The following is a 12,771-nucleotide window of genomic DNA, read 5'->3' as shown; positions in this document are numbered from 1 at the left end:
CGCTCAGCCCGAGCTACCCAGGGCCAGCAGGGACACCAGATCGTAGGCGACGTGGGCGGCGGCGATGCCGGTGATCTCGGCGTGGTCGTAGGCTGGGGCCACCTCGACGACGTCGGCGCCGACGAGATTCAGCCCGCGCAGGCCCCGCAGGATCTCCAGCAACTCGCGGCTGGTCATGCCGCCCGCCTCGGGTGTGCCGGTTCCGGGGGCGTGCGCGGGGTCGAGGACGTCTATGTCGACCGACACGTACACCGGACGGGAGCCCAGTCGGGTGCGCAGTTTGTCGACGACCTCCCGCACGCCCTGATGGTAGACGTCGGCAGAGGTGACGATGCCGAAGCCGAACCGGCGGTCCTCGTCGAGGTCCTTCTTGCCGTAGAGCGGGCCCCGGATCCCGACGTGCGAGAGCGCCTCGGTGTCCAACAGCCCCTCCTCGACCGCTCGGCGGAACGGTGTGCCGTGGGTGTAGGCGGCGCCGAAATAGGTGTCCCAGGTGTCGAGATGGGCATCGAAATGCACCAGCGCGACCGGGCCGTACTGCGCTGTCGCAGCGCGCAACAGTGGTAGTGCGATGGTGTGGTCACCGCCGATCGTCACCAGCTTGGTGCCGCCGGTGGTGAGGCTTCGCGCCCCGCCTTCGATGGCTTCGATGGCCTCGGCGATGCTGAACGGATTCGCTGCGAGGTCACCGGCATCGGCCACCTGGACCGTCTCGAACGGCGAAACGTCCAACCCGGGGTGGTACGGCCGCAGCAGCCGTGAGCTCTCCCGCACGTGCGACGGTCCGAACCGCGCGCCGGGACGGTAGGACACCCCGGAATCGAACGGCACGCCCACAATCGCCACGTCGGCCGACGGCACCTGGTCGAGGCGTGGCAACCGGGCGAAGGTAGCCGGCCCGGCGAAGCGGGGCGTACGGGTCGCGTCGACCGGTCCGACGGGCATGTGCTCGACCTCCGTGCGGGGATGGTGTTGTTGTGCTCGGTCCTCTGATCACGCTAGAGGCTGTGGACGTTCACCGTCGCCCGGCGTGGGACAGATCGCTGACGTCGTGCCGGAAACAGCCAGGCGCTAGGCTCGACGAGACTCAAGAGGAGTGGTTGGTGCCCAAGGTCGTGGTTCACGAAGACCGCCGCCGTCAACTCGCAGACGCTGTCCTGGCGCTGGCGGCCCGCCACGGGGTGGGTTCGGTGACCACCAGGGCGGTCGCCGAGGAAGCCGGTTGGTCGATCGGCGTGGTTCACCACTACTTCGACTGCCGCCGAGACCTGTTGCACGCAGGTCTATCACGAGCCAGCGAGCTTCAACACGCCACCTATGCCGCGATCATGGACGATCCGGACACCTCGGCTCTGGAGAAGCTGCACGCACTGACCGACTCGGTGCTGCCGCTGGACGAACGCCGGCTGGCCATGACCCGGGTGTTCCTCTTCTTCTATGCCGACGGCACCGCATCGGAGTCCACCCGGGCCCAGATTTCCGAGCTGCTGTCGAGATGGCGCGCACTGGTTGGCCGGACGATGACGTCGGCGGTGTCGGAAGGAACGTTGCCCGCCGATCTGGACATCGCGACCGCCGCGCTTCACCTGACCGCGCTGACCGATGGTCTTGCCCTCGAAGCGGTGCTGGACCCAGCCGTGATGGCGGCGATCGGACAAACCGATTCGGTGCGCGGCATCGTGGGCCGGATCCGATGAGAACCGTGTTGGCGGTCGCCGACCCGTTCGTGTCCGCCCACGCGCTGGAGGCCGGGCTCGATGACGCAGGGATCGAGGCCGAGGTCCTGGTCAGTGCCACGATCCCGGCGGAGCGTGGCATCGAGGCGCTACTGGTGGGGCCCGAGACGGCTGTGACGGCCGAACAACTTGCCGCACTGCCTGACCTGCGTCACTTGATCGCGACCTCGGCGGGCACCGACCACCTGCCAGTCGATGAGGCCCGCCGTCGCGGTATCTGGGTGACCCGGGCTGTCGACTACTGCACCGACGAGGTCGCCGAGCACACCATCGCGGCGATATGTCTGCTGTTGCGCGGCATTCCGCAGCTCGACAGTGCGGTCCGAAGCGGAGCCTGGGAGTCGTCCGGCAGACCCCCCGTTCGGATCTCGGGCACCGTCCTGGGTCTATACGGCTACGGCCGGACCGCCCGCGCGGTCGCGCAGCGGGCCCGCGCGCTGGGGATGGCGGTCCTGGCGCACTGCCGGGATTCGTTGGAGGCCGACGGTGTCCGCATCGTCACCAGAGAAGAACTGCTCACGGGCAGTGACGTACTCAGTCTGCACGTCCCGCTGACAGAAGACACGGCGGGTCTGATCGACGCGTCGACGCTGTCGGTCATGCGCCCGGGTGCCTATCTGGTGAACGCCGCCCGCGGAGGGCTGCTCGACGAGCAGGCTGTCGCAGATGCGCTGCACAGCGGCCGACTGGCGGGAGCAGCACTCGATGTGTTGTCCGACGAGCCGCCGGCGGCAACCAATCCTCTGCTGACCGCGCCCAATACCGTGATCACACCACATGTCGCGTGGTATTCGGCCGATTCGGTGGCGCAGCTGGTTTCCCAGTCGGTCGCAGCGATCGTCGATGTGCTCAACGGGTGCGTCCCCGCGGGGGCGGTCTCTGTGCCCGGTCAGCGCCGGTAGTCGGGCGCGACCCGGTCGAGCAACCGCAGCAGGGCCGCCCACGCCAACTGCTGGGCGTCGGGATCGCTGAATTCATCGGTGGTCTCGCCGGCGAACTGGCGCGCGGTGTACTCGGCGACCTCCGGCTCCGGGAAGTGCAGGTCCCCGGCGGACTGTGCCGCGACCTGGATCTCACAGGCACGTTCCAGATAGAACATCCGAAGGAACGCCTGCGCCGCCGAGGGCCCGACAGTCAGCAAACCATGGTGACGCAGGATCAGAGCGTGGTGGTCACCGAGGTCGGTCACCAGCGAGTCGCGCTCGGCGGTGTTGAACGCGATGCCTCGGTAGTCGTGGTAACCCACCCGGTTGTAGAACTCCATCGACATCTGGTTGACCGGCAGGAGTCCGCCGCGCTGGGCAGCGACCGCGCACCCGGCCCGGGTGTGGGTGTGCACGACGCAGTGGGCGTCCGGCCGGGCGGCGTGTACGGCGCCGTGGATGACGAATCCAGCTGGATTGACGCGGTTCTCGGAGGGGCTGACCGGCTCGCCGGCTATGTCGACGACCGCCAGCGAAGATGCGGTGATCTCGTCGAACAGCATCCCGTACGGGTTGATCAGGAACCGTTCGCCCGTTCCGGGCAGCCGTAGCGATACGTGGGTGAATATCAGATCGGTCATCCCGAAGTGGGCAAGCAACCGGTACACCGCGGCCAGTTCGCGGCGCAACTCCAGTTCGCGCGCGGCCGAACTCGTCGAACTCTGCTCGGCGATGGACACAGCCCCTCCAGCAAACGAATATCGGGCGGGATGTTGGTAATATATCACTTGATATGGATCCGTGCAGCAGTCGCGCATTGGGGCCCGCACCGTGAGAACGTCACTGTCATGACAACTTCTGACACCCCCGCCCCTGCGAGCCTCGGATGGGGCCTCGTCGGCACCGGGGTGCTCGCCGACATCAGCATCGCTCCAGCGCTGGAAAAGCTTGCCGGAAACCATCTCTCAGCTGTGCTGAGCCGCAGCCACTCGAAGGCCGCGGATTTTGTGGCCAAGCACTCAGCCGGTACGGCCTACGACGACTACGCCGCGATGCTCGCCAGCGGCGACGTCGACATCGTCTATATCGCCTCGCCGAACTCGCTGCACTTCGAGCAGGCGATGCTCGCGTTGGAAGCCGGCAAGCACGTCCTGGTGGAGAAACCGATGGCGCTGAGCACCGCCGACGGCCTGGCCATGTTGCAGGCCGCGGAGTCGGCGGACCGGTGTCTGGGTGTCGGATTTCACCTGCGGCACAAGGCCTCGGCAATCGCCGCACGCCAGGCCATCGCCGAGGGCCGGATCGGGGACGTGTTCTACGCCGAGATGGCCATCGGCGCGGGCAAGGGGCTGTACCCGTACGACACCTGGCGCGCCGATCCCGCCCTGGCCGGCGGCGGGTCGCTGCTGCATCAGGGCACCCACGCCGTCGATCTCGCCGCCTACCTGTGCGGTTCCCCGATCATCGAGGTCAGCGCGATGATGGACTCGGCTGTCGACGAGGACGTGTTCGTCGGTTCCTGTCGGCTGGCCGACGGAACGTTGGTGAACATGGCCTCGCACAGCCGCCGGCCGGGGACGCGGCCGGACTGGACGGTGTTCGGTGACGGCGGCTGGATCGCCGCCCGGGGCGGGACCGCGCCCACGCCGGGTGATGCCGCCGAATTGCACACCGATGACGGGACGAGTGTTCTCGCGACCTCGACGGTCCCGGCCTACGCCGCCGAGGTCGCCGCGTTCGCCGACGCGGTCAGGGCCGGCCGGGTAGCCAGCGGTGACGGTCTCGACGGTCTGCGGGTGATCGCGGTGAGCGACGCGCTGTACCGGGCGGCCGAACAACGGCGCGCCGTCGAAGTCGAACAGTTCAGGTGACCGGTGGAGACCCTGCGGGAAAAGTGCACTCGGAGAGCGTCATTGACCGATGACCCAAGAATGTTACATGCGCGAAACCTAATACGGCCCACCGACCTTTAGCGTAGGTTTCCTGTCACTCAGCTAGGTATTTCGGCCTCCGACGGGTTTTAGATGCGCTCACTGCGCAGCGGTACCGAGTGGCTCTGCTACCGCTGCGCGTCCAACGCGTAGCGACCCGTCATCGTCGACGGATGTCAGCACGACACCCGACGCAGGAGGTTCACACATGATCAAGAAGGCGCTGTTCTGCGCAATCAGCACGGGTCTGGTCCTGGCGACCGGCTGTTCCGGGCCGGCCGAATCGGGTTCGACCGCTGCTGAAAGTGACGACAACATCATCCGGTTCACCTTCTCGCCCGATCCTGCCTGGGACTGGATCCAGGACGAGGGAATTCTCGAGGAGATGGAGGTCGACTCCGGCTACCGCATTCTGCAGACCGTGACGTGGGATGAGTTCGGGCAGTTCGTCGGTGGGCACGCCGACGTCATCTCGATCGGCACGTACGAGCTCCAGAATCTGGAGCAGGAGACCGGGATCGAGACGGTGACCTTCGGTAAGTTCAACTACGCCAAAGACGTGATGATCACCGCGAACCCCGACTGGGAAACCGCCGCCGACCTGCCCCCGGGATGCAAGATCGCAGCCGAGTCAGTGGTTGGCAATGCCTTGATCTGGCAGGCTCTCGTCGACCAGATCGATGGACGTGAACTATCTGAGAACGGTGACGATCTCAATCTCGTCACCGCGGACTACCAGATCATCCCCAGCCTGGTGCTCGAGGGTGAGGTGTGTGCCGCCTTCGCCGATCCGACCCAGTCGATCCCGGAGTTCGCCTCCGGGGACCTCAACATCATGTACGACGGACGGTCGGCCTCGGAGCTGTACGGCGATTCGATCGCACCCGGCCACGAAGGCGTGATGAGCAATCTGTTCGTGGCTCGAAAAGACTGGTACGACACCCATCAGGACGAGGCGGCGTTCTTCCTGTCGGTCTGGCAGCGCGCCCTCGACGAGTGGGCGGCCCATCGCGAAGAGATCATCGACGCCTACCCTGAGCACTTCGCCGTGGAGTCGCCCGAGGAGGCCGCCTGGATCAAGGGCTACTTCGACAACACCTTCGACTGGTTCGTCGACTCGCCCTACCTCGACCAGGAGTGGGTGGATCAGGAGACCGGGATCTACGAGCTCATGAAGGAATCCGGCGTGGTCGATGCCGACACCGAGGACCCGGAGATGGTCGTCGTCTCCCCGCAGGCGTGAGGACGGTATCAGCACGCACCCGGCGAACGGTGGCAGCGCAGGCGTATTCGATCGCCGGTATCGCCACCTTCATCGGCATCTGGGCGTTCTTCGCCGCGCGGATGGAGCCCTATGTGCTGCCCTCGCCGTGGTCGGTGGGCACCCGGATGTGGGAACTGCTGCTCACCGGAGACGTGGTCCACAACTTCCTGATGAGCTTCTGGCGGGCGGTGCTCGGCTGGCTCATCGCGGTGGTCGCCGGGTCGGTCATCGGATTCCTGATGGGGCGCTATCGATACGCGCGGGCGTTCTTTCACGACCTGATCTACCTGGCGGCCAACGTCCCGTTGATCGTGTACGCGATCGTGGCGATCATTGTCTTCGGGATCAGCGGGATGGGCCCGACGTCGGTGGTTGTGCTGTTCGTACTGCCCTCGATAGCGCTGAACGTGGCGGCCGGAATGATGTCGGTCGACCAGGATCTGGTCGGGATGAGCAAGGCTTTCAACAGAAGCCGATTCCAGCTTCTGCGCCACGTGCTGATTCCCACGGTGACGCCGTTCGCGTTCGCCGGAGGGAGGGTGTCCTTCGCCGACTCATGGAAGCTCGCGGCACTGGTGGAGACATTCGGCGGCAGCAGCGGTGTGGGATATCAGATCTCACGCTCCTATCACCTGTTCTCGGTGCGTGACCTGCTCGCGTGGATGGGGTTCTTCGTCATCTTCGTCGTGCTCGTCGAGCGATTCGTTCTGGTGAACGCCGAACAGCGGCTGTTCCGTTGGCGGTTGGACACACCCCCGCGTCGGCGATGGCGGCGACAGCGACGTGGAACAGACGCCGAGGCGCGAGCCGACGGCGCCGACGCCACCTCCAAGCCCACCGCCGGCTCGGGGGTGGGGTCATGACCGCCACTGTCGAGCAGGACAGCAGGAGCTGGCTGCGCTCCGACCGGGCCGCCCGCTACAGTGCCAGGCTGCTGGTGCTGCTGGCGTGGCAACTGATCGGCCTGTTGTCCGACCGGATCCCGACTCCGGTGGGCACGGTGCAGTTCCTCATCGACGAGGCGCTGCGCGGTGAGCTGTGGATACACCTGACCTGGACGTTGCGCAGAGCGGCGCTCGCACTGACGACAGTGCTCTTCCTGGGTGTGCTCATCGGCTGGGCGATGGGCCGCTGGTGGCGGATCGGGGCGTACTTCCGCGACATCAACACGATCCTGCTCGCGTTGCCGGCATTCATCTGGGCGCTGCTGGCCGCCATCTGGTGGGGTTTCTCGGAGGTGGGTCCGTTCGTGGTGCCGGTGCTGGCCGCCACGCCGATGCTCGTCGCCTCGACCTACGAAGGTGCCAAGTCGATACCCAAGCCGCTGATGGAGATGTCGGTGGCCTACCGGGTGCCGCAACGCAAGATCTTCACCACGCTGGTGCTCCCGGCGATGGCGCCCTACATCATCGCCGGGTTCCGTTACGCGGTACTCGCGGGATGGGGCGCGCTGTCGCTGGTCGAGTTCTTCGCCAGCAACTGGGGTGCGGGCTACCGGGCGGCGTTCTGGTACGACGCCGGAAACTTCAACGGGCTGATGGGCTGGGGCCTGATCGAGATCGCGGTGATCCTCGCCGTGGACCGCCTGGTACTCGAACGACTGCACCGCTGGTCGAGACGCTGGCAGGAAGGGACCGAACGATGGTGAATCACCACTACATCCAGGAGGAATCGTGGCGCTGCTGGTAGCCGAACACGTCAACAAGATCTACGAGGCGCAGGCGAGCACCCAGGACGGTGTCCACGCGATCAACGACCTGACCTTCGAAGCGTCCGGACACACGTTCGTGTGTCTGGTCGGCCCGTCGGGCTGCGGGAAGAGCACGTTCCTCAACCTCGTCTCCGGCATCGAGGAGCCGACCTCGGGAACGTTGTCGGTGTCCGGGGGTGCCGCGGGGGCCAAGATCGGCTACGTCTTCCAGGACCCTCGGCTGCTGCCCTGGCGAACGGTGCTGGACAACATGATGTACGTCCACGACCAGGGCGACCGCAAGACCCGGGAACGCACCTGCCGGGAGTACCTGGACATGGTGGGTTTGGCGCACACCGCCTCGATGTACCCGAACCAGTTGTCGGGCGGGATGCGCCAGCGGATCGGCATCGCCAGGGCGCTGTCGATCGAACCCGACCTGTTGCTGATGGATGAACCGTTCAGCCATCTCGACGCCATCACCGCCCGCAGCCTGCGTACCGACCTGCAGCAACTCTGGCAGTCGTCGGCGGCGACGGTGCTGTTCGTCACTCACGACGTCAACGAGGCGGTTCAGCTGTCCGACCGGATCCTCATGATGAACCGCGGCGGGACGTTGTACGCCGACATCCCGATCAACCTGCCCAGGCCACGGCTGCAGACCGACCGTGCCGTGGTCACCCAGCAGGCCGACGTGCTGGCGTTGTTCGAGCAGATGCAACTCGATCCCGTCACCACCTGATCCATCTCCAACCCCCAAACGTTGAAGGGAACCTGACCAGATGTTGCGCCACAGTGCGTTTTTCATGCTCCGCGAAGAATCCACCCCCGAACAACAGATGCAGATGCTCAAGGGTCTGGCATACATGCGATTCGTCTGCCCGAGCGTGCGGGCGCTCGATTTCGGGACTGACCTGTTCGGTGGGTCGGCAATGCTGCGCGAGGTCAAGCCGTGGAAACGCGCACCGCACTGGCGCAGCCGAAAGCTCGGCCCGGTGGTCAACTACGACGTGGCCCTGCACTTGGATTTCGACGACCAGGCCGGTCTGGACGACTACAACGACGACGATGTCCACCACGAGGTCGCGGTGTACAACGCGGCGATCTGCCGCGGCGAGATCACCGCCCGGGTCGACTGGTGGTACGACGGTGAACCGCCGATCCTGCGCAACCACGTCAAGCACTCCGCGATGTTCATCTGGGCGGACGAGACCGACGAGACAACTCGCGAGTCGGCGCTCGACGCGTTGCGCGGACTACAGGAGGTGCCACAGGTCGAAAAGGTGCTCATCGGGAAGAACGTCGGCACTTTGACCACCGACTTCGACGTTATCGTCGACATCTGTTGTGCCGACCGGCAGGCCACTGCCGACCTGATCGCCGGCGAGGAGTACGCGCGGGTCATGAAACAGGTCGGCGAGGCCACGCAGTACGAGTGGACCGCCCGGCTCTCCCACACGATGCACGGCCTGTGAGCACCGCACCCGCCATCATCGACGTCCACGCCCATGTCACCCCCAGGTGTTTCAGTGACGCCGTCCTCGCTGGAAACGACTGGCACGGAATGACATCCGAAGACGGTGAGCTGCACAACCCGATGAACCGATGGAGCCTCGATCAGCGCATCGAGGCGATGGACGCCGACGGCATCGACGTGCAGCTGACCTCACCGACCGATGTGTTCTACCAGTACCACCGCACCGGTGGCGACGCTGCGACGATTGCCCGCGCAGTCAACGACGAGGTGGCCGAGATGGTCCGTGCCCGACCCCGGCGCATCGCCGGGCTGGCGACGGTGCCGATGCAGGACACCGACCTGGCCATCGCCGAACTGACCCGCGCGGTAGGCGAGCTCGGGTTGCGCGGCGTGATGGTCGACGACCACGTCAACGGACAGACCTACGACGAGCCGCGGTTCGACGCGTTCTGGGAGGCCGCTGCGGCGCTTGGCGCACTGATCTTCGTCCACCAGTATGCGCCGACCTCGGTCGAGGCGCGTATAGACAGGTACTTCTTCTTCAACTCGATCGGCAACCTCGTCGACCGCACCATCACTTTCGGTGCGTTGGTGTACGGCGGCGTGATGGACCGCCACCCCGACCTCAAGGTGTGCCTCGGCCACGCAGGCGGCTACACGGTGTTCGCGCTGGACCGGATGGACCAGGGGTGGCGGGCGTTCCCGTCGATGCGCGGTGCCGCGACTGCACCGCCGAGCACCTACGCACGCAGGTTCATCTACGATGCAGTGACTTACGAGCCGAGAACGCTGCGCTATCTGGTCGATGTGGTCGGTGCCGATCGCGTCGTGCTGGGCACCGATTGGCCTGCGCCGATGCGGGTGCTCGACCCCGTTCAGCGCCTGGGCGCCATCGGGGTTCTCACCGAGGCGGAGATCGATTCGATCCTGCGGGGGACCGCCGCGTCACTGTTGGGTGACGTGACGAGAAGAGAGGCCGAAAACAGTTGTCCGTGATAGATGTTCATTCGCATGTGACGCCACCGAGTTTCCGCGAGGCGGTGCTGAATGGGGGGACCTGGCACACCCTGACCAACAGTATCGGCGAACTCGAGATCCCCGAGTTCTCGATCGCACCGGCCGACCGCATCGCCAAGATGGACGCGTCCGGCGTCGACATGCAGGTGCTCACCGTCAACAACGACTTCTACCGCTACGAACTCGACCCGGCACTCACCCAGGACATCGCCCGCGCCTGCAACGAGGAGATCGGCGCGATGATGCGCGATCACCCGGATCGTTTCACCGGCCTGGCCACCGTGCCGATGCAGGACGTCGACATGGCGATCACCGAGATGGAATTCGCGATGTCCAAACTGGACTACCGCGGGATCACGGTGAACGACCACGTCAACGGGACGACCTTCGACGACCCCGTCTTCTACCCGTTCTGGGAGGCGGTGGAATCCCTTGGTGCAGTCGTTTTTTTCCATCAATGCGGCCCGACCCTGGTAAAGGCGCGCACCACCCGCTATGCGCTGCCCAACAGCATCGGCAACCTGGTGGACCGCGCTGTGACGTTCGGCACCCTGGTGTTCGGGGGAATCATGGACCGCTACCCCGATCTGAAGATCTGCCTGGGCCACGCCGGGGGATACTCGGCGTTCGGGGTGGCGCGGATGGACAAGACCTGGCACGCCGCCGCGATGGAGGTGCCGGAGTTCGCCGACGCGAAATCCAATCTGAGCCGGCCGCCCAGCGAGTACCTGAGCCGCTTCTACTACGACTCGTGCACCTACACCGAATCGACGCTGCGGTTCTTGATCGACTCGGTGGGAATCGAGCGGGTGGTGCTCGGCACCGACTATCCGGCGCCGATGGTGCAGGAGGACCCGGTGAACTGGCTGAAGAACATGCCCAGCATCACCGATGCCGAGCGGGTCGCGATCACCTCGACCAACCCGGCACAGATGCTCGGTCTGAACCCGATGGGAGACTAGCTCACCACTGCAACAACACCAGTTCGACGCTGACCCCGGGGCCCAGCCCGATCACCAGCCCCGTCGAGCCCGGCGCCGGGCGCTCGGAGTCCATCGTCTTCTCCAGGATGTGCAGCACCGAGGCCGAGGACAGGTTGCCGACCTCGGCCAGTGAGCGCCGGCTCGCCGCCACGGCGCTGTCGGGCAACCCGAGACTGTTCTGCACGGCGTCGATCACCTTCGGGCCGCCCGGGTGACACACCCAGGTGCTGATGTCTGCGACGGTCAGGCCGTGTTCGGCCAGAAATGCGGTGACGCTGCGGTGCAGGTGTCGCTCGACCACCTCGGCCAGTTCCGCTGTCAGCACGATGCGGAAACCGTCGGCGCCCAACCGCCATCCGAGCATGTCGCCGCTGTCGGGATAGACCTCGCCGCGCGACGCGACGACCTGGGGGCCGGGCCCCGGCGCGGCGCCGGTGGCGACCAGTGCGGCCGCCCCGTCACCGAACAGGCCGGTGCTCACCAGGTCCGCGGTGGTCGCGTCCGTCTTCGGCCAGCTCAACGAACACAGCTCGACGGCCAGCAGCGCCGCCCGGTGCTGCGGCCAGGCCAACAGGTAGTCGTGCAGCCGTGCCAGCGCGGACGCGCCCGCGACGCAACCGAGCCCGAAGATGGGCAGCCGCTTGATGTCCGGGCGCAGCCCGAGTGCGGGGATCAGGCGGGCGTCCAATGACGGTACCGCCACCCCGGTGACCGAGGTGACGATCAGCAGGTCCAGGTCGCGCCCGTCGAGCCCGGCGGCGTCCAGAGCGCCGCGCAACGCTCGCCCGCCCAGCTCCGCCGCCGCCTCGATGTAGCGGTCGTTGGCCGGCGCGATCCCTCGCAGCGCATCCAGCTCGTCCAGCGGGAGCGCGGTATGGCGATGGCCGACACCGGCTTTGGCATGCAGCCGGTTCAGCATCACCACCTCGTCGGCGTCCAGGCCGACGAGCTCGGCAACCTTGGAGGTGAGCACCTGCTGCGGGTAGCGGTGCACCGGGAAGGCGGACCGGACCGCCACGATCCGGGTGCGCTCAGATCTGGGCATACCCACCCACCGCCAGCACGGCCACATCGACGGCCGCGATACCGAACGCCGCGGCGAACGGCACCTTGCCCTTCCCGCGGGCGGCGACCACCGCCAGCAGCACCGCAACCGCCAAACCCGCCAGCCCCACCCACTGGCGGGTGGCCGCGACCGCCAGCAGCACCGACGCCGAGACCAGCAGGATCACCGCGATCGCCCGGACCGCCCCGGCGCCGGCACGGGCGTACACCCGCTGCGGCAGGCCGTTGACCCCGGTCGCCTGATCGGTGGCCAGATCGGGCAGCACATTGGCGAAGTGTCCACCGAGGCCGACCAGCGCGGCCGCAGCGGTCGCATACCAGCTCGGCAGCGGAGAACCGGGCAGGGTGCTCGCCGCGTAGGCGGGGATGGGGCCGAACCCGAGCAGGTACATCAGCCCGGATGCGGGCGTGGATTTCAGCCCCAGGTTGTAGGCCCAGGCGGCGCCGACGATCAGCGCCAGCAGCGCTGCGGTGGCCACGCTGATGCTCAGGGCCATCCCCAGCGCGGCCACCAGTGCGGTCACCGCGGCCACCCACACCGCGCGGACGCTGAGGACGCCGGTGGCGACCGGCTTGTCGGTCCGGCCCGCCGCGGCGTCGCGGCCCGCGTCCAGCGCGTCGTTGGACCAGCCGATCGACAGTTGACCGGCCAGCATCGCGGGCCCGGTCAGCACGGGGCCGATGC

At 66.7% G+C, this 12,771-nt stretch carries 14 protein-coding genes; 10 read left to right on the top strand and 4 right to left on the bottom strand.

The window, feature by feature from the left end; translation table 11 throughout:
* Nucleotides 1–3 precede the first annotated feature (3 nt).
* Entirely contained in the window at nt 4–945 is a 942-nt protein-coding gene (gene speB, locus ACXAID_RS11325; RefSeq protein WP_475022306.1) for an agmatinase, read from the bottom strand.
* 158 nt (nt 946–1,103) lie between these two features.
* Here speB and ACXAID_RS11320 point away from each other — a divergent pair, with 158 nt between their 5' ends.
* Nucleotides 1,104–1,697 (top strand): TetR/AcrR family transcriptional regulator, encoded by a 594-nt coding sequence (locus tag ACXAID_RS11320; RefSeq protein ID WP_475022305.1) that lies wholly within the window; start codon nt 1,104–1,106, stop codon nt 1,695–1,697.
* Nucleotides 1,694–2,638 (top strand): NAD(P)-dependent oxidoreductase, encoded by a 945-nt coding sequence (locus ACXAID_RS11315; RefSeq protein WP_475022304.1) that lies wholly within the window; start codon nt 1,694–1,696, stop codon nt 2,636–2,638. Before ACXAID_RS11320 ends, ACXAID_RS11315 begins: the two co-directional genes overlap by 4 nt.
* Here ACXAID_RS11315 and ACXAID_RS11310 read toward each other — a convergent pair.
* On the bottom strand, nt 2,626–3,399 hold the full coding sequence (locus ACXAID_RS11310) for a class II aldolase/adducin family protein (RefSeq protein ID WP_475022303.1): 774 nt from the start codon (nt 3,397–3,399) through the stop codon (nt 2,626–2,628). The genes ACXAID_RS11315 and ACXAID_RS11310 overlap by 13 nt on opposite strands.
* Nucleotides 3,400–3,507: 108 nt before the next feature.
* Between ACXAID_RS11310 and ACXAID_RS11305 the strand changes: the two genes are divergently transcribed.
* The 8 genes from ACXAID_RS11305 (at nt 3,508) to ACXAID_RS11270 (ending at nt 11,000) form a co-directional block, all read left to right on the top strand.
* A complete protein-coding gene (locus ACXAID_RS11305) occupies nt 3,508–4,530 on the top strand; it encodes a Gfo/Idh/MocA family protein (RefSeq protein WP_475022302.1) in 1,023 nt (340 codons plus the stop codon).
* Between the two features lie 268 nt (nt 4,531–4,798).
* The gene (locus tag ACXAID_RS11300) at nt 4,799–5,833 is read left to right on the top strand and encodes an ABC transporter substrate-binding protein (RefSeq protein ID WP_475022301.1); all 1,035 of its coding nucleotides are present in this window, start codon (nt 4,799–4,801) and stop codon (nt 5,831–5,833) included.
* A gap of 29 nt (nt 5,834–5,862) precedes the next feature.
* Entirely contained in the window at nt 5,863–6,717 is an 855-nt protein-coding gene (locus tag ACXAID_RS11295; protein ID WP_475022300.1) for an ABC transporter permease, read from the top strand.
* Complete coding sequence (locus ACXAID_RS11290; protein ID WP_475022299.1) at nt 6,714–7,502, top strand: ABC transporter permease; 789 nt, start codon at nt 6,714–6,716, stop codon at nt 7,500–7,502. The genes ACXAID_RS11295 and ACXAID_RS11290 overlap by 4 nt, the downstream gene beginning before the upstream one ends.
* Before the next feature lie 25 nt (nt 7,503–7,527).
* Nucleotides 7,528–8,286, top strand: coding sequence for an ABC transporter ATP-binding protein (locus ACXAID_RS11285; RefSeq protein WP_475022298.1), 759 nt, complete (start codon nt 7,528–7,530; stop codon nt 8,284–8,286).
* Between the two features lie 64 nt (nt 8,287–8,350).
* A complete protein-coding gene (locus ACXAID_RS11280) occupies nt 8,351–9,019 on the top strand; it encodes an antibiotic biosynthesis monooxygenase family protein (protein ID WP_475022297.1) in 669 nt (222 codons plus the stop codon).
* Complete coding sequence (locus ACXAID_RS11275) at nt 9,016–10,017, top strand: amidohydrolase family protein (RefSeq protein ID WP_475022296.1); 1,002 nt, start codon at nt 9,016–9,018, stop codon at nt 10,015–10,017. Before ACXAID_RS11280 ends, ACXAID_RS11275 begins: the two co-directional genes overlap by 4 nt.
* The gene (locus ACXAID_RS11270; protein ID WP_475022295.1) at nt 10,014–11,000 is read left to right on the top strand and encodes an amidohydrolase family protein; all 987 of its coding nucleotides are present in this window, start codon (nt 10,014–10,016) and stop codon (nt 10,998–11,000) included. The genes ACXAID_RS11275 and ACXAID_RS11270 overlap by 4 nt, the downstream gene beginning before the upstream one ends.
* A 1-nt stretch (nt 11,001) precedes the next feature.
* On the opposite strand, the gene ACXAID_RS11265 is transcribed toward ACXAID_RS11270, so the two are convergent.
* Together ACXAID_RS11265 and ACXAID_RS11260 are read right to left on the bottom strand one after the other, a co-directional pair.
* Nucleotides 11,002–12,066 carry a type III polyketide synthase gene (locus ACXAID_RS11265; RefSeq protein ID WP_475022294.1) on the bottom strand — a complete coding sequence of 355 codons (1,065 nt, stop codon included), beginning with the start codon at nt 12,064–12,066 and terminating at the stop codon, nt 11,002–11,004.
* On the bottom strand, nt 12,053–12,771 hold a 719-nt coding region (locus tag ACXAID_RS11260; protein WP_475022293.1), incomplete at its 5' end, for a UbiA family prenyltransferase. The genes ACXAID_RS11265 and ACXAID_RS11260, both read right to left, overlap by 14 nt.

This window comes from Mycobacterium sp. ABE4_509, assembly GCF_056160785.1.
The sequence above is the reverse complement of the archived record's forward strand: the minus strand, read 5'-3'. Positions and strand labels throughout refer to the sequence as shown.